Origin of the sequence: Sphingomonas sp. 2SG (assembly GCF_005503285.1) — a bacterium.
Lineage (GTDB): Bacteria > Pseudomonadota > Alphaproteobacteria > Sphingomonadales > Sphingomonadaceae > Sphingomonas > Sphingomonas taxi.
Map to the genome: position 1 here is coordinate 33,141 of NZ_SCMZ01000011.1, position 16,946 is coordinate 50,086.

Genomic DNA, 16,946 nt, shown 5'->3' on the forward strand with positions numbered 1-16,946 from the left:
CCCGGCCAGATGCTCATCATCCGCCAAGCGGAGCGGTCGCGGCAAGAGCGTCAGGCGCCGCCACGGCGACGGCTCGATCAAGGGTCGCCGGGTCGCGCACAGGATCCCGACTTCCCTTCAGATCGCTAACAGCCGCCGTTCGTCGCGGGATCGCAGGCGACGACCGGCATAAACAGATAGCCGCCGCTGCGCACCGTGCGGATCAGTTCGTCCGCCGTGTGATCGGCGAGCTTGCGGCGCAACCGACTGACGTTGACGTCGATCGTCCGGTCGCGCTGCCCGCCGGCCGGCTTGCCGCTGGCCACCGCAAGCCGCTCGCGAGACTGTACCGTGCGGGGCTGGGCGACGAACCTCAGCAGCATGCCATATTCGCCGTTGGTCAGCGGCACCACCGCGCCCGCGGGCGAGGTAAGCGTGCGCGTCTCGACTTCGAAGGTCCAGCCGGCGAACCGCGCGACCGCGATCCTTTTGTCCCGATCCAGCCCGGCCTCGCCGATATCGACCGCCGCAACCGGCGGCGTCCGGCTGCGGCGGCGCACCACCGACCGGACTCGCGCCAGCATCTCGCGCGGGCTGGTCGGCTTCGCGACGCAATCGTCGGCCCCCATTTCGAGCGCGACGATCCGGTCGACTTCGCTGGCATGCCGGCTGAGCATGATGACGCCTGGGCAATGCCGCCGCTGCGTCAACATCCGCAGCATCGCCAGGCCGCCATCCTCACAGACCATCATGTCGAGGATGACGAGATCGCAATCCTGACCGCCGGCGCCATTGCGCAAGGCCGCCACGCCGACCGCCTCGGCGAGGAAGCCATGATCGCACAGCATCGCCACCAGCACCGACGCCGCCTGTGAATCGCGGTTGACGACGAGCACACGTACGGGTGCGTCGTCGCCTGCGACCGGGAGGTGCGCCGCCACCGGGCCATGCGCGACGTTTCGCAGGACGTCCTGGGTCATCCTTCCGTTTCCTTTGCTGGACCCCGGGCGGGGCGGAAACGGCTTTCCTGCCAGCAATGATTTTCCCTGATGTTTCCACACGTTGCAAATGACAAACTTGGCGGCCCAGCAACGATGCACCTTCTTCATTCCGGCAGTACCCCGTTAACATTTTGATATATATCCATCGGGAAACAATGTTTCTCCATGTATCATTCGACTTGATACTGAAGCAAACCGTGGCTGTCCGACAACTCATCCAAGAAATGCCGCGCCTCTTCCAGATTACGATATTGTCATGATGGCGTTTGGCCGCCACCCACGGCCTGCGGACTGGCTCCGCAACATTCGATCGCCGAAAAATCAGTTAAATTTCTGGGAGTGAAGACATGCGTCTGGTCGTTCGCAAACGCCTGCTGGCGTCCACCTTGTTGCTGGGCGTCGCCCAGCCCGCCTGGGCGCAAACCGATCCCGCCGCGACCACCGCTGCGCAAGACAGCGCCGAGCAGAATGGCGAGGGACAGGAAATCGTCGTCACCGGATCGCGCCTCGGTGGGCAGCAGCTCGAACAGGCCTCGCCGATCGCGGTGGTGAGCGCGCGCGAGATCGCGCTGTCCGGGCAGGTCAACGTCGAGAATATCATCAAGGACCTGCCGCAGCTCGTCCCCAGCGTCACCAGCGCGTCGAACAATCCCGGCGGCGGCGTCGCGACCACCGATCTGCGCGGCCTCGGCGCGACGCGCACGCTCGTGCTGGTCAATGGCCGGCGCTATGTTTCGTACGATTCCAGCCAGATCGTCGATTTGAACACGATCCCCGCGGGCCTGATCGAACGCGTCGACATCGTCACCGGCGGCCGTTCCGCCGTCTACGGCTCGGATGCGATCGCGGGCGTCGTCAATTTCGTGACGAAGAAGGATTTCAGCGGCGCGCAGGCGAACGCCAGTTATCGCATCAACGGCGCGGGCGACGGCGGTACGTTCAATTCCAACCTGCTGCTCGGCGGCAATTTCGCCGACGGCCGCGGCAATGCGACCTTCTACGTCGATTACACCAAGCGCGACGGCATCCTGCAGGCGGATCGCAGCTATGCGCGGCAGGCGCTGGTCGACGATGGATCGGGCGGCCTGATCGCCGGCGGCTCCGGCTCGATCCCCGGTACGCGCTTCGCGATCGGCGGGGTCAACCGCAAGTTCGCCGCCGACGGCAGCTACAGCGCCTATAACTCTGCGACCGACGCCTATAATTACGCTCCCTACAATTACCTGCAGGTGCCGCAGAAGCGCCTGCTGATCAGCGCGCAGACGCATTACGAGGTGAGCCCGGCGCTTAACATCTATGCCGAGGGCCAGTTCATCAACAATCGCGTCAAGAACCAGCTCGCGCCGACGCCGTTCACCGGCTCGGTCGCGCTCGACGTCGATTCCTCGTTCCTGTCCGCCGGTTCGCAGGCGCTGCTGCGCGGACTCGACACCGACGGCGACGGCTATGTCGCCTCGACCATCTACCGCCGCCTCAGCGAGGTCGGCAATCGCGTGTCCAGCAACGACAACACCGCCTATCGCACGGTGATCGGCGCCAATGGCGACATCGGCCGCGGCTGGGCCTACGACGCTTATTACAGTTACGCCCGCACCCGCTCGACCGAGACGCAGACCGGCAACGTCTCGCGCAGCCGCGTGCTTCAGGCGCTGCGCACCACCTATGACGCCGGCGGCAATCTGGTCTGCGCCAACACCAGCAACGGCTGCGTCCCGCTCAACATCTTCGGCGAGGGCAATATCGGCGCGGATGCGGCATCGTTCATCAGCATTCCGGTGCAGAACGGCAGCACGATCACCGAACAGGTCGCCAGCGCGTCGATCACCAACAACCATCTGTTCGACCTCGGCGCGGGGCCGGCGGGGATCGTCTTCGGCACCGAATATCGCAAGGAGAAGGGCAGCTACAGTCCCGATTTCTCGCTGTCGTCGGGCGACGTCGTCGGCTTCAACGCCGGCGAGGGGCTGAGCGGCGGCTATGACGTCAAGGAAGCCTATACCGAGATCGCGGTGCCGCTGCTCGCCGACAAGCCGTTCGTCAAGCGGCTCGAGGTCAACGGCGCCTATCGCTATTCCTATTATTCGACCGCGGCCAAGTCGGTGAACACCTATTCGGGCGGCGTCGTCTGGGGAATCGTCCAGGACCTTTCGCTGCGCGGCCAATATGCGCGTGCGGTGCGGGCGCCGACGGTCAGCAACCTGTTCAGCGGTTCCGCACAGGATTTCCCGACCGCGACCGACCTCTGCACGACGGCGACGGCGGTGAGCAACGCCAATCTGCGCGCAAGCTGCCTCTCTTCCGGGGTCCCGGCGGCACTGCTCGGCACCGCCTATGACGGCGGCAGCACGCAGATCCAGAGCATCACCGGCGGCAATCCCAATCTGCGCGAGGAAACGTCGGACACCTATACCGCCGGCATCGTCCTGCAGCCGCGCGTCCTGCGCAATTTCTCGCTCACCGTCGATTATTACAAGATCAAGATCGCCAATTACATCGCCTCGGCCGGCACCTCGAACCTCATCCGCGCCTGTTACGGCGATGCCGGCAACGGCTATACGCCGTACGACACCGGCTATTGCGCCGCCCTGCCGCGCGATGCCAACAGCTATGCGATCACCGATGCGGTCAACACGCTGTCGAACACCGGCGGGGTGAGCACGCGCGGCGTCGATTTCGAGGCGCGCTATCGCACGCAGCTGGGTTTCGGGCTGTTCGGCGAGCAGACCAGCCGGCTCGACCTGCGGTTCAGCGGCACGCGCCTGATCGCGTTCGATTACAATCCGCTCGCGGCGATCGCCGACCTGACGATCGACTGCGCGGGCAAGTTCGGCGTCACCTGTGGCAACCCCTATGCCAAATGGCGCCTGTCGGGCCGCACGACCTGGGCGAGCGGGCCGGTGACGGTGTCGCTACTCTATCGCTACCTTTCGCCGGTCGACGACGATTCGGGCGAATATTCGGTCAACCACATCAAGGCGTACAATTACTTCGATCTGACCACCGCCTTCGAGGTCAAGCCCGGCTTCACCTGGTCGGTCGGCGTCAACAATCTGTTCGACAAGCAGCCGCCGATCCTCGGCGACAATCAGGAACAGGCCAACACCTATCCGTCGACCTACGACCCTTATGGACGTGCCTTCTTCGTGAGCACCACGCTGAAGTTCTAGGGTGGATCGAACGCCCCCACCAGGCAGGGCTCGATCGGGGTGTTGCAGTCGCACTTCCCGTCGTGCCGGCATCCCGCTTCTTCGCACCGTCCGAAGAAGCGGGACCCGCGTGGGCCGATCGATCAGGCAGGAGATACGTCAGGCGGACCGATCGGCATAGCGCCTTGCCGGCCAATTCATTTACGGAAAGGAACCTGTCACCTTAGATAAGCGCGACCCTAGTTCGGGACTGCAATCCACATAATATCATCGCCGCACCAAATATTTCGAAACACAGTTCGACATTTCGACAAGGCCAGATCATGCTTGATAAATCGTCCGCATCAATCGAGCATGCGCTTTCCGCGATCGAGGATAACGCAACGATCATGATCGGCGGCTTCGGCACTGCCGGCATGCCGAACGAACTCATCGATGGTCTGATCGATACGGGGGCTCGCGATCTCACGATCATCAACAACAACGCGGGCAATGGCGACACGGGTGTGGCCGCGCTCATTGCCGCGGGGCGGGTCCGCAAGATCATCTGCTCCTTCCCGCGACAATCCGACTCGCATCATTTCGACGCCGCCTATCGCGCCGGGCGCATCGCGCTGGAGCTGATACCCCAGGGCAGTCTCGCCGCCCGGATCCATGCGGCGGGCACGGGCATCGGCGCATTCTATACGCCGACCGGCTACGGAACGCTGCTCGCCGAAGGCAAGGAGACGCGGACGATCGACGGACGCGACTATATCCTCGAATATCCGTTGCGCGCCGATTTCGCGCTCATCAAGGCGCATCGCGGCGATCCGTGGGGCAATCTGGTCTATCGCAAGACCGCGCGCAATTTCGGGCCGATCATGGCAATGGCGGCGACCTGCACGATCGCGCAGGTGGCCGAGCTCGTCCCGCTCGGAACGCTCGATCCGGAAGCGATCGTCACGCCCGGGATCTTCGTGCAATATGTCGTCGAAGTGCCGTCCGCGCAGAAAGGAGCCATCGTATGAACCGCTGGAGCCGGGACGACATGGCGCGACTGGTCGCCGGGGACATTCCCGATGGCGCCTATGTCAATCTCGGCATCGGGGTGCCGACTAGGGTCGCCAATCACCTCGGCGCGGATCGCGATGTGTTGCTGCACAGCGAGAATGGCGTGCTCGGCATGGGGCCGGCGCCGGCGGCGGGTGACGAGGATCCCGAACTTATCAATGCGGGCAAACAGCCGGTCACGCTGCTGACCGGCGGCAGTTTCTTCCATCACGCCGACAGCTTCGCGATGATGCGCGGCGGCCACCTCGATTTCTGCGTGCTCGGCGCCTTCCAGGTGTCGGTGACGGGCGATCTCGCCAACTGGCATACGGGCGAACCCGATGCGATCCCGGCGGTCGGAGGCGCGATGGATCTGGCGATCGGTGCCAAGCGTACGTTCGTGATGATGGACCTGCTCACCAAACAGGGAAGCAGCAAGCTCGTCGATCGCTGCAGCTATCCGCTGACCGGGATCGGCTGCGTCTCGCGCCTGTATACCGATCTGGCGATCTTCGACCTCGGTCCCGACGGCGCGCGCGTTCGCCGGGTCGTCGACGGTCTCGACGCGGACGAACTGCGCCGCCTGTGCGGCGTCCCCCTCACCTTTGCGGACGATGCCGCCGGGAGATCAGCATGACCCACGCCTATATTTGCGACGCGGTGCGGACGCCGATCGGGCGTTACGGCGGCGCGCTGGCGAAGGTCCGTGCCGACGATCTGGGCGCCGTGCCGATCCGTGCGTTGCTCGCCCGCCAGCCGTCGCTCGATCCGGCGCGGATCGACGAGGTCTATCTCGGCTGCGCCAACCAGGCCGGCGAGGACAATCGCAACGTCGCGCGGATGAGCCTGTTGCTCGCCGGTCTGCCGCATACGGTGCCGGGCGTCACGCTCAACCGGCTGTGCGCCTCGGGCCTCGACGCGGTCGGCAGCGCGGCACGCGCGGTCCGCGCCGGCGAGATCGGCCTCGCCATCGCCGGCGGGGTCGAAAGCATGACGCGTGCGCCGTTCGTGGTCGGCAAGGCGGACGGGGCGTTCGGGCGCGGCCAGACGCTGGAGGACACGACGATGGGCTGGCGCTTCGTCAACCCGCTGCTCGAGGCGCTGTACGGCACCGAGACGATGCCGCGCACCGGCGAGAACGTCGCGGAGGACCACCGGATCAGCCGCGCCGATCAGGATGCGTTCGCGCTGCGCAGCCAGCAACGTGCGGCGGCGGCGCATCAGGCGGGCTTCTTCGCCGAGGAGATCGTCGCGGTACCGCTGCCGCAACGGCGCGGTGCCCCGCCGGCGGAGGCGCGCGTCGACGAACATCCGCGCGCCGACACGACGATCGAAGCGCTGGCCGCGCTGCGGCCGCTGTTCGCGGGCGGCACGGTAACCGCGGGCAATGCCTCGGGAATCAATGACGGCGCGGCGGCGCTGCTGATCGCGGACGACGCTGCGATCGCCCGCGAGGGCCTGACGCCGCGCGCACGCATTCTCGGTTTCGCCGCGGCCGGGGTCGAACCACGGGTGATGGGCATGGGGCCGGTGCCAGCGATCGAGAAGCTGCTCGCGCGGCTGAACCTCGGCATCGACGCATTCGACGCGATCGAGCTCAACGAGGCGTTCGCCAGCCAGGCGCTCGCCGTGATCCGCCATTTCGGCGTCGCCGACGATGCCGCCCACGTCAATCCGAACGGCGGCGCGATCGCGCTCGGCCACCCGCTCGGCATGAGCGGCGCGCGGCTCGCCCTCACGCTGGTACACCAATTGGAGACACGCGGCGGCCGGCTGGGACTGGCCTCGATGTGCGTCGGCGTCGGCATGGGTGTCGCGCTCGCGGTCGAGCGGGTCTGACCGGTCAGGCGATCGCGCCGAGCCCGATCGCCCACGGCCGGACGTCGATCCGTTCGAACAGGCCATGCAGCAGATAAGGGTCGCTCGCCATGAAGGCGTGGACCGCGGCGACGTCGACCGCCGCGAACACCAGCGCGGTGCCGGTCATCGTGCCGGCCGCGTCGAGCAACGGCCCGCCAAGGATGCAGCGGCATTCGGGGTCGGATCGCCGGATCGACGCGCGATGCGCCTCGCGCAGCCGCTGCCGCAAGGCGGCGGTGCCGGGGCGATCGACCGCGTGGAACAGGAACCGGTCGGTCACGCGATCGCCAGCTGACCGTCCGGCGTCACGATCACCGGAATGCGCCACAGCCCCTCCCCCTCGCACGCCCCGGACAGGCAGCGGCCGTCCTCGATCGCGAACCGGGCGAAATGCTGGACGCATTCGATCTGTCCGTCGTTCAGGAACCGGTCGGCCTGGTGGTTCAGCGGCAGCGAATAATGCGGGCAGAGGTTGAGATAGCCGAAATAGCGGCCGTCGCGGCGCACGACGAACATGCCGAAGGCGCTGCGCCCGCGACCGAACACGAACTGTCGCGCCTGCCCCTCTGCGACGAGTGCCGCATCGCCCAGCACGCGGCCCGATGCCGGCGCATTGGGTCGCAGCCGCCAGCCGTCGTCGGTCGTTGTGGCCATCGCTGCGTCTCAGGCTGCCGGAGGGTCGCCGGCGTAGGCACGCGCGATCAGCGCGCGCACTCCGTCGCGTTCGACGGCCCGCGGGTTCCAATAGGGATTGCGCAACGCCTCGTCGGCGACGTGGTCGATCCCGTCCGCCGGCATGCCGATATCGCGCAATGCGGTCGGTGCCCCGATCCGCCGCGCCAGCGCGACCAGCGCCGTCACGGGATCCTCGCCTCCGAACGCACGGCGCAGCGCAGCCATCGCGCCGGGCGCGGCGGGTGCGTTGTAGGCGAGCGCATGGGGCAGGACCACGCTGTGCGTCTCGGCATGCGGCAGGTTGAACGCGCCGCCCAGCGTGTGGCACAATTTGTGGTGCAACGACATCGACGTCGTCGCGAGGACCATGCCGCACAACCACGCCGCCCGCAACGCCTCCGCTCGTGCCTCCGGATCGCGCGGCGTGTCGATCAACCGGGGGAGCGCCGCGGCGAAGGCGCCGACCGCCTCCTCCGCGAACAGACCGATCACCGGATTGGTGTCGCGCGCGTACAGTCCCTCGACCGCATGCGCGATGGCGTTCAGCCCGCTGGTCGCCGTCATCGCGACCGGCAGGTCGAGTGTCAGGTCGACGTCGTAGATCACCGCCTCCGGCAAGACGTTGAGCGTGCGTTGCGTCGTCTTGCGCTCGCCCGCCGTCTCGCCGAGGATCGGAGTCATTTCCGATCCCGCGTAGGTGGTGGCGACCGCGACCTGCGGCACGTCGGTGCGCAGCGCCAGTGCCTTGCCGAGCCCGATCGTCGAACCGCCACCGATCGCGACGACGCAATCGGCATCCAGATCGTTCAGCATCGCCAGCGCGCGCGCGGTTACCTCCACCGGCGTATGCATCGTCGCCTCGGCGAAATGCCCGACGATCAGCGCGCCGGCGTGCATGGCCAGCGTCCGCGCTTGATCCGCCTGCTGTGCGGTGGAGAGCAGCAGCGCGCGCGTGCCGCCGACCTGACCGATGACGTCGGCCAGTTGCGCGGTCACTCCCCGGCCGAACAGCACGCGCCCGGGCAGGCCCTCATAGCGGAAGGTCTGGACGCTCATCGCCGGTAGAAGGGCGGGATCTGGGCGTCGACATTGACCCATACCGATTTCGGCACGGTATATTCGCGCATCGCCTCGAAACCCATTTCGCGGCCATAGCCCGACTGGCCCATGCCGCCGAACGGCGAAGCGGGATGGACGCGCTTGTAGCAATTGATCCAGACCATGCCGGCATGCAGCCGCCTGGCGATGCGGTGCGCCCGCGTCAGGTCGCTGGTCCACAGGCCGGCGCCGAGGCCATATTCGGTGCCGTTGGCGATCGCGAGCGCCTCCTCGTCGGTGCGGAAGGTCAGCACGGTGACGAACGGGCCGAACACCTCCTCCTGCGCGACGCGGTCGCCGGGCCGGGCGCGAACGATCGTCGGTTCGACGAAACACCCCCTGGCATAGTCCTCGCCGTCGGGTTGGCGACCGCCGGTGACGATCTCGCCGCCCTGTTCGCGCGCGACCTCGACATAGGACAGGACGCGCTGCTGATGCAGGCGGGAGGTCAGCGGCCCCATCTCCGTCTCCGGATCGAGCGGGTCGCCCAGCCGGATCGATCGGGCAAGCGTCGCGAACCGGTCGAGAAAGTCGTCGACCACGTCTTCGTGGATGATGAGCCGCGAACCGGCGATACAGGCCTGCCCCTGATTGTGGAAGATCGCGAAGGCCGCGCCGCCGACCGCCGCGGGGATATTGGCGTCGGCGAAGACGATGTTCGCCCCCTTGCCGCCCAGCTCCAGTTGCACCTTCTTCAGATTGCCCGCGGAGGCATGGACGATCGTCCGCCCGGTATTGGTCGATCCGGTGAACGCCACCTTGCCGATGCCGGGATGCTCGGCGATCCGCTGCCCCGCGGTGTGGCCGTAGCCGGTGACGATGTTCACCACGCCGTCGGGGATGCCGACCTGCTGCATCAGCTCGCCGATGCGCAGCGTCGACAGCGGCGTGATCTCGGACGGCTTGATGACGATCGTGTTCCCGGCGGCGAGCGCCGGTCCCATTTTCCAGCTGGTGAACATCAGCGGGAAATTCCACGGTACGATCGCGCCGACCACGCCGATCGCCTCGCGCTCGACATAGTTCAGGAAGCCGGCGTCGACCGGGATCACCGATCCTTCCAGCTTGTCCGCCATGCCGCCGAAATAGCGATAGCACAGCACCGTGCGCGGCACGTCGAGCGATTGGCAGTCGCGGATCGGATGGCCGGTGTCCATCGCCTCGAGCCGCGCGAGGTTGGCGGCATCCGCCTCGATCGCGTCGGCCAGTTTCAGCAGCAGCCGGCCGCGCTCATGCGCGGCCAGTGCGCTCCATGCCGGGAAGGCGGCACGGGCAGCCTCCACGGCGAGATCGACGTCGGCCGCCGTGGCTTCGGCGACCTCGGCCAGCAGCGCGCCGTCGTACGGATTGTCGACGCGGATCGTCCCGCCCTCGACGCCGTCGACCCATTTGCCGCCGATCAGCAGCTTCGTCTGTAGACCCGTCACGCAGATACCTTCAGAAATCGACGGCGACGACGGGCGCCGTACCGTTGGCGATCATCTCGGGAATCCTGCTCGACCCGTTCTCCCACACCAGCAGCATCGACCGCTTGGTCGAATAGCCCTGATGGCGGATGTCGGCGGGCATGCAGCAGATGTCGCCGGCACGGGCGAGGACGCGCGCCCGCGGCTTGCCGGTATCCTTGTCCTTCACGTCCCAGGTGATCTCGTCGGACAGTTGCAGGAACCATTCGCAGCGGTCGTTGCCATGTTCGACCGGCAGGATGAACTCCTCCGACGTCGGGCAGAACAGGCTGTCGCCCACCACCGAACAGACGCTGGGATTCCACGTCACGTCGCTACGCGAGAGATAGCCGAACAGATTGTAGGCGCTCACCTCATGCTCGAAGCCGGGTTCGGCCTCGACGAGCGGCTGATCCTGCGCGACGTCGGCGAACTGGCGATTGACCGGAAAGCCGTTGGCATCGGAACGCACCGGCGTATCGCCGGGCAGCCCGACCATGCGGCGCGCGGTGACGCGCTGGCGCGTGATCGCCTCGTCATTGTCGCCGTTCTTGATGCCCCATGGCGTTCCGGTTTCCATCGGCGCGGCGAAGGGATCGAACCCGCTGTTGGTCCAGTCCGACAGGATATCCTTGAACACCCCCATCAGCACGCCGGCGGCGAAGCGTTCCTCGTAATCGCGGCCCGCGGCGGTATAGGCGTCGTTGAAACGACCCGCGAACACGGTGACTTCGCCATAATGGTTGATCGTCCCGAACACGCCGTCGAAATTGACCACGCCGTAGAAGAAGCCCCAGGCGACGTCGCGCATCATGGCGCGCAGGAACACGTCGATCGGCAGGATGTGCGTCCCGCCCGGCCATGCCAGCCGCGCGAAATATTCGTCGCGGCTGAATTCGAAGCTGCCCGCCTTGAAGGCGCGATAGCCGGTCTGGTTGTTGGTCGACAGGACGGCGACATCGCTGCGCAGTCCTTCGGTCGACGGCTGGGTTGCGAACAGCGCTTCGGACATGGCCATTTCGATATTCTCCTCTGAAGCTCAGGCGGCTTCGGTCTGGCAGATCGTCGCCCATTTCTGGACGGTGACGGCACCTTCGATGGTCTGGAACAGGATGACGGACGGCGTGTCCGCCTGGAACCGATAGGCGGCGCCGACCGGCAGCATCGCCATATGGCCGCGGCCGAGGACGACGCGCCCCATCTTTCGCCCTGCGGGGATCGCGTCGCCGAGCGCCACCGCGCCCTCGCCCTCCGGATCGACCACGGCGTCCGGGTCGTCGAGCTTGACGAAATGAACCTCGACCGCGCCGTCCATGCACAGCACGAATTCGTCATGGGCGCAGCCGAACCAGCCGGAGACGCCCTCGGCACGGGCGGTTTCGATCACATATTCGAAATTCTTGCCGACCGCGACGCGCTCGTATGGCGCCGAGGTGTCGGCGACCTCGAACACGTTCGAAAAGACGTAGTTCTTCGGGTTGTCGTCGATGATCTCGACCCCGCCCTTGCGATAGTCGCGCAAGCTCCCGAACTGGGTTACGACACCGTCCATATCCAACTCCTGCATCTTCGCGTCGCGCGCGATTGATCCGGACAGACGATACCGGGGGATGCGGAGGCCCGTCCTGCACGATACGGGTTTTCCTCTGCATGATCCGGCAGCGTCAGTGCATGGCGGCCGAGCGGAACCGGCCCGGCGTCATCCCGAAGCGGCGGCCGAACATCCGCGTCAGATGCTCCTGATGCGTAAAGCCGGTCTGCACCGCGACCTCGGCGATGGCCGCGCCGCGCAACAGCAGGTCGCGCGCCAGATCCAGTCGCGCGTCCATGACGAACTGATAGGGCGAGCGCCCCGTCGTGCGCTTGAACCGGCGCGCGAACTGCCCCGGCGAGAGACCCGCCGCCAGCGCCAGGGAATCGACCGTGATCGCCTCTTCGATATGCCGGTGGACGAGATCGCGGACGGCATCGATCTGGTCGCTGCTCAACCCGGCGGCCGACGCCGATGCCGCGTGCATCGCGCTCGAATGCGCGGCGACGATCCGCGCCGCGAGGATCCGCGCCACCGCATCGGCGAAGAAGCCCGACTGGCGCTCGGCCAGCATCGTGCAGCAGACGATCCCCATCTGCTCGATCACCGGATCGTGGACACCGAGCCCCGGCATGATCGCGAGCGTGGCGGGATCGACCCCCAGTTCGCGCGCCGCCGCATCGAGCATCGTGCCGCGCACGTAGATGTGGATCGTCTCGAGCGTGCCGTCCAGCGAAACGCCGAAATCGCGCCCGGCCGGCAGGATGAACAGGCCGCCGCGCTGCACCTTCGCACAGGCCCGCTCGCCGCTGAAGTCGCGTTCGATCCGAACCGGGCCGCTGAGATGCATGACGATCAGATGATCCGCGCAGGCCCGGAAATAGCCGGTGTAGGGCTGCTCGATCTGCCGCGAGGCGAACAGCGTCCGCCAGCCGAGCCCCTCGCTCGACGCGATGAGCGTCTGGCCGGGCAGCGCCAGGATGCCGTGCGTGTCCTCCACGCCCAACGCGTCGGCGCCGGTCATTTCGGGAAATCGAACGGTTGCTGCCGGACGATCCGCAATCCGAACGCCTCCAGCCCGACGAGTTGCGGCGACGGCGAGCTGGTGAGCAGCACGAGATCGTGCACGCCGAGATCGGCGAGGATCTCCGCGCCGACGCCATAGGATCGCGGGTCGATATCGGGGTCTGATTCGCGCGTCGCGGGCAGCGGCACGCCCCGCTCGGTCCGCGGCACGATCAGGACGATGACGCCCGCCCCGGCCCGCGCGATCTGCTCCATCGCCTGCGGGATGGCACGGGTCCGCGAGCCCTGTTCCCCCAGCAGGTCGGACAGCAGCGACGCGGTATGCATCCGCACCAACGTCTCGCCGTCCGCCGCGACCGCGCCTTTCTGCAGCACCAGCGTCTCCGACCCGTCGACCTTGCTGCGATAGGTCAGGAGCTGCCAATCGCCGCCATAGGCCGAATCGAACGCCTTGCTCGCGACGCGTTCGACGACGCGGTCGAAGCGCCGGCGATAGGCGATGATATCGCGGATCGTGCCGATCTTGAGGTCGTGCCGCTCGGCGAAGGGCAGCAACTGATCGAGCCGCGCCATCGTGCCATCCTCGTTCATGATCTCGCAGATCACGCCCGACGGGTTGAGCCCGGCCAGTCGCGACACGTCGACCGCCGCCTCGGTATGCCCCGCGCGCACCAGCACGCCGCCGTCGCGCGCGACCAGCGGAAAGACGTGGCCGGGGGTCAAGATCTCGTCTGCGCCCTTGCCCGCATCGATCGCCACCGCCACCGTACGCGCCCGGTCGGCGGCGGAGATGCCCGTCGTCACGCCGTCGCGCGCCTCGATCGAGACGGTGAACGCCGTCTCGTGCCGGGTGCCGTTCTGCCGGGTCATCAGGCCCAGACCGAGATGATCGACGCGCGCCTTGGTGATGGCGAGGCAGATCAGCCCGCGACCGTGACGCGCCATGAAATTGATCTTCTCGGGCGTCGCCATCTGCGCCGGGATGATCAGATCGCCCTCATTCTCGCGATCCTCGTCGTCGACCAGGATGAACATGCGGCCGTTGCGGGCTTCGTCGATGATCTCGTCGGGGGTGGCGACCGGGATGCGCCGCCCCGACCGCATGGCGCCGTCGCCGCGGCGGTCGGGACGCTGGGGATCGGCCGGCGATGTCATGCGCCGACCGCGTCGATCGCCCGGACGTTGTGATATCCGCCGCGCAGGAAGATCAGCGGATCGCCCGCATCCGCGCAACTGAGATCGTCGACCGCGCCGACGACCAGATAATGGTCGCCGAGTTCGAACACCGATTCGACCCGGCAGTCGATCCAGGCGAGCGCGCCGTCGATCAGCGGCAATCCCGCCGGACTCGACCCGTGCGACAGGTCGGCGAACTTGTTTTCCATCTTCGACGCGAAGCGGCGGCAGATGTCGAGCTGATCCGCCCCCAGCACGTTGACGCAGAAGCGTCCGCTGTCGGCGATGCTGCGCCAGCTGGACGACGTCTTGCCGGGAAAGAAGCCGACGAGCGGCGGATCGAGCGAGATCGAGGTGAACGACCCGACCGCGAGGCCGAACCGCGTGTCGTCCTTCGCCGAGGTGATCACGCACACGCCGGTCGGATAGGCGCCCAGGACCTTCCGGAAACTCGCAGGATCGATCATCGCTACGGTCGAGGCGGACATCATGCTCTCCTGTACGTCGGAAATCGCGTCTGGACCGATGTCGAGATCGCCCGCCGATCGTCTGGACCCGGGTTATCGCCTGTTCCCGGGCGATCACAATTTCCCCGCCGCCGATGTCCGCCACGTGTCCCCGCCCCCCGCGGGCGGCCGTTCATTCGGGTGCGAGCACGACGTCGGCGCGCAGTTCGTGCCATGGCCCGGTCCGCATCTCGCCGTCCGGTCCCGGCCCGGCGGGATGGACGACGATCGGCCGGATCAGCGACGGCTTGACGCCGAACACCACGTCCGAATCGAGATAGGGATCGCCGGCAGCGAACAGATGCGTCACCAGCTTGCGATAGCCCGGCGCGCTGACCATGAAATGGACGTGCTCGGGCCGGTAGGGGTGGCGCCCCTGCAGCTTCAGCAGGTCGCCGACCGGGCCGTCGTCGGGGATCGGATAGGAAGTCGGCCGAACCGTCCACAGGCTGAACCCGCCATCCGCCGCGCTCCGGAACCGGCCGCGCGCGGCGAGCCCCGGACGGTCGTGCTGCTTCTGCACGTCGTAGAAGCCTTCCGCATCGGCGTGCCAGATGTCGATCGTCGCATCCGCGATCGGCGATCCGTCGGCGGCACGGACGACGCCCGAGATGAACAGCGACGCGCCCGCCAGATCGCCGCGCATGTCGGCGCCCGACGGGAAGCTGGGCGGCGGCACGTAGAATGGGCCGAACACCGTCGTCTCGGTCGCCGCGGCCGGCAGTCGGTTGTTGATCGCATCGACGATCATCGACACGCCGAGCACGTCGGACAGCAGGATATATTCCTGTCGGCTGTCGCTGCACATCTGGCCGGTCCGGGTCAGGAAGGCGATCCCCGCCATCCATTCCTGCTCGGTCGGCGCGACCTCGCGCACGAAGGCGTGGAGATGGCGGATGAGCGCCGTGCTGACCTGCCGCGCGCGCGGCGATGCCGCGTCCTCGACGCTGCGCAGCGCGCGGGCGGTGATCGCGTCCATGGCATCGTCGCTCACGTCACTCGATCCCTCTGCCGGGCGTATCCGTCCTGGCGGGCCGGTCGCGCGGCACGGCGCCCATGCCGTCGTTCGAATGTTTGGCCGACAGGATCATCCCGAACAGCACGAACCGCGACTGGATGCGCGAGTGCCGGCCGTCATGTGCCCGTATCGTCGGAGACTGGTCGCGCCAGAACATAGGCCTGCCTTCATGCAAGAGGGGTCATACCGGTTGCCGCTGTCGGCGCCGTGCCGGCGGAGCGGGCGTGTCCGCCAGCCGGTCGACCCGGCGCAGCGGTGCGAACAGGCGCGCGATCGCCGCGGTGGCCGCGATCGTCGCACCACCGCCGAGCAGGATCGCCGGCACCAGCCCGAACCAATAAGCGGTCACGCCCGATTCGAACGCGCCGATCTGGTTCGAGCTGCTGATGAAAAGGCCGTTGACCGCCCCCACCCGGCCGCGCAGCTCGGGCGGCGTGCGCAATTGCACCAGCGCGCTGCGGATATGGATGCTGACCATGTCCGCCGCGCCGATCCCGCACAACAAAGCGCAGGCCGGGACGAGGCTCTGCGTCAGCCCGAAGCCGCAGGTCAGCGCCCCGAACAGCAGCGTCGTGGCGACCAGCACGCGCCCGGCATGGCGTTCGACCGGATGGCGCGCGAGCCACAACCCGGTCAGCACCGCACCGACCGCCGGTGCCGCGCGCAGGATGCCGAGCTCCGCCGCACCGACGTGCAGCACGTCCTTGGCGAACACGGGCAGCAGCGCGGTGGCACCGCCGAGCAACACGGCAACCATATCGAGCAGCATCGCCCCGCCCAGCACCCGGTCGCGGCGGATGATCGAGAAACCGGCGAAGGCCGCCCGGAGATCGAGCGCCGGGGCAGTCGCGCTGCGGACGATGGCGGGGATGGTCCCGGCCGCGACGATTCCGAGCAGGAACAAGCCGCAGGCGACGGCGTAATCGGCCGCCGGCGACAGCGCATAGAGCATGCCGCCGAGGATCGGTCCGGCGAGCGTCCCCATCTTGGCGATCGACGTCGTCCAGGCGACGGCGCGCGCGACATGGCGATCGGGCACGACGCTGGGCAGCAGGGCGGTGTTGACGGGATGGTCGAACGCCCGCGTCGCCCCGGTCGCCAGCGCCGCGGCGAAGAGCAGCGCCGTCAGGCCGTCCTTGGACAATCCCGGCACCAGCAGCATCGCCGCGGCGAGCGCGTTCACCGACTGGACGCCGATCGCAACCCGCGCGGGAGCGAACCGGTCGACGAGCTGTCCCGCCGGAATGGCCAGTGCGAAACCCGGCAGGAACTGCACCAGTCCGACCAGCCCGAGGTCGAGCGCCGAGCCGCTCGCCTCGTACAGCCGCAGCGTCACCGCGAACGCCAGCACCTGCCCCCCCAGCGTCGAACACGCACGCAACAGCCAGACCTTCAGGAAGGGGCCGCGCCACGGGGAAAAGGAAGGCGATCGTGCGTGCATCATGATCCCGGA

General features: G+C 67.3%; 17 protein-coding genes. 4 read left to right on the forward strand and 13 right to left on the reverse strand.

What is annotated here, in order from left to right; genetic code table 11:
• Positions 1-125: 125 nt before the first annotated feature.
• Positions 126-959, reverse strand: a complete 834-nt coding sequence (locus FFS23_RS06675; protein WP_137897976.1) for a response regulator transcription factor — start codon at positions 957-959, stop codon at positions 126-128.
• A 368-nt stretch (positions 960-1,327) separates the two neighbouring features.
• On the opposite strand from FFS23_RS06675, the gene FFS23_RS06680 reads away from it, so the two are divergent.
• The 4 genes from FFS23_RS06680 to pcaF all read left to right on the forward strand — a co-directional run bounded on the left by FFS23_RS06680 (position 1,328) and on the right by pcaF (position 6,997).
• Positions 1,328-4,147, forward strand: a complete 2,820-nt coding sequence (locus tag FFS23_RS06680; protein ID WP_137897977.1) for a TonB-dependent receptor — start codon at positions 1,328-1,330, stop codon at positions 4,145-4,147.
• Between the two features lie 302 nt (positions 4,148-4,449).
• Positions 4,450-5,136 (forward strand): 3-oxoacid CoA-transferase subunit A, encoded by a 687-nt coding sequence (locus FFS23_RS06685; RefSeq protein ID WP_137897978.1) that lies wholly within the window; start codon positions 4,450-4,452, stop codon positions 5,134-5,136.
• The gene (locus FFS23_RS06690) at positions 5,133-5,795 is read left to right on the forward strand and encodes a 3-oxoacid CoA-transferase subunit B (protein WP_038665584.1); all 663 of its coding nucleotides are present in this window, start codon (positions 5,133-5,135) and stop codon (positions 5,793-5,795) included. Before FFS23_RS06685 ends, FFS23_RS06690 begins: the two co-directional genes overlap by 4 nt.
• Complete coding sequence (gene pcaF / locus FFS23_RS06695) at positions 5,792-6,997, forward strand: 3-oxoadipyl-CoA thiolase (protein WP_137897979.1); 1,206 nt, start codon at positions 5,792-5,794, stop codon at positions 6,995-6,997. The genes FFS23_RS06690 and pcaF overlap by 4 nt, the downstream gene beginning before the upstream one ends.
• Before the next feature lie 4 nt (positions 6,998-7,001).
• Here the strand turns inward: pcaF and FFS23_RS06700 are convergent, their stop codons facing one another.
• From FFS23_RS06700 to FFS23_RS06755, 12 genes are all read right to left on the reverse strand, one after another.
• Positions 7,002-7,298 carry a YciI family protein gene (locus FFS23_RS06700; protein ID WP_171009395.1) on the reverse strand — a complete coding sequence of 99 codons (297 nt, stop codon included), beginning with the start codon at positions 7,296-7,298 and terminating at the stop codon, positions 7,002-7,004.
• Positions 7,295-7,672: a Rieske (2Fe-2S) protein gene (locus FFS23_RS20260; RefSeq protein WP_212742918.1), complete on the reverse strand. Its 378-nt coding sequence runs from the start codon at positions 7,670-7,672 to the stop codon at positions 7,295-7,297. Before FFS23_RS20260 ends, FFS23_RS06700 begins: the two co-directional genes overlap by 4 nt.
• A 9-nt stretch (positions 7,673-7,681) precedes the next feature.
• Entirely contained in the window at positions 7,682-8,749 is a 1,068-nt protein-coding gene (locus tag FFS23_RS06710; protein WP_137897981.1) for a maleylacetate reductase, read from the reverse strand.
• Positions 8,746-10,218: an aldehyde dehydrogenase family protein gene (locus FFS23_RS06715; RefSeq protein WP_137897982.1), complete on the reverse strand. Its 1,473-nt coding sequence runs from the start codon at positions 10,216-10,218 to the stop codon at positions 8,746-8,748. Before FFS23_RS06715 ends, FFS23_RS06710 begins: the two co-directional genes overlap by 4 nt.
• A 10-nt stretch (positions 10,219-10,228) precedes the next feature.
• Positions 10,229-11,254 carry a hypothetical protein gene (locus FFS23_RS06720; RefSeq protein WP_038665572.1) on the reverse strand — a complete coding sequence of 342 codons (1,026 nt, stop codon included), beginning with the start codon at positions 11,252-11,254 and terminating at the stop codon, positions 10,229-10,231.
• A 21-nt stretch (positions 11,255-11,275) separates the two neighbouring features.
• Positions 11,276-11,788 (reverse strand): cupin domain-containing protein, encoded by a 513-nt coding sequence (locus FFS23_RS06725; RefSeq protein WP_137897983.1) that lies wholly within the window; start codon positions 11,786-11,788, stop codon positions 11,276-11,278.
• Between the two features lie 112 nt (positions 11,789-11,900).
• A complete protein-coding gene (locus FFS23_RS06730; RefSeq protein WP_137897984.1) occupies positions 11,901-12,791 on the reverse strand; it encodes a helix-turn-helix domain-containing protein in 891 nt (296 codons plus the stop codon).
• A complete protein-coding gene (ribB, locus tag FFS23_RS06735) occupies positions 12,788-13,897 on the reverse strand; it encodes a 3,4-dihydroxy-2-butanone-4-phosphate synthase (RefSeq protein WP_212742923.1) in 1,110 nt (369 codons plus the stop codon). The genes FFS23_RS06730 and ribB overlap by 4 nt, the downstream gene beginning before the upstream one ends.
• A 47-nt stretch (positions 13,898-13,944) precedes the next feature.
• Complete coding sequence (locus tag FFS23_RS06740; RefSeq protein ID WP_342666996.1) at positions 13,945-14,457, reverse strand: flavin reductase family protein; 513 nt, start codon at positions 14,455-14,457, stop codon at positions 13,945-13,947.
• 151 nt (positions 14,458-14,608) lie between these two features.
• Positions 14,609-15,469, reverse strand: coding sequence for an intradiol ring-cleavage dioxygenase (locus tag FFS23_RS06745; RefSeq protein ID WP_249340561.1), 861 nt, complete (start codon positions 15,467-15,469; stop codon positions 14,609-14,611).
• 1 nt (position 15,470) lies between these two features.
• Positions 15,471-15,650, reverse strand: coding sequence for a hypothetical protein (locus tag FFS23_RS06750; RefSeq protein ID WP_137897986.1), 180 nt, complete (start codon positions 15,648-15,650; stop codon positions 15,471-15,473).
• Positions 15,651-15,674: 24 nt separating this feature from the next.
• Positions 15,675-16,937: an MFS transporter gene (locus FFS23_RS06755; protein ID WP_137897987.1), complete on the reverse strand. Its 1,263-nt coding sequence runs from the start codon at positions 16,935-16,937 to the stop codon at positions 15,675-15,677.
• Positions 16,938-16,946: the final 9 nt, after the last annotated feature.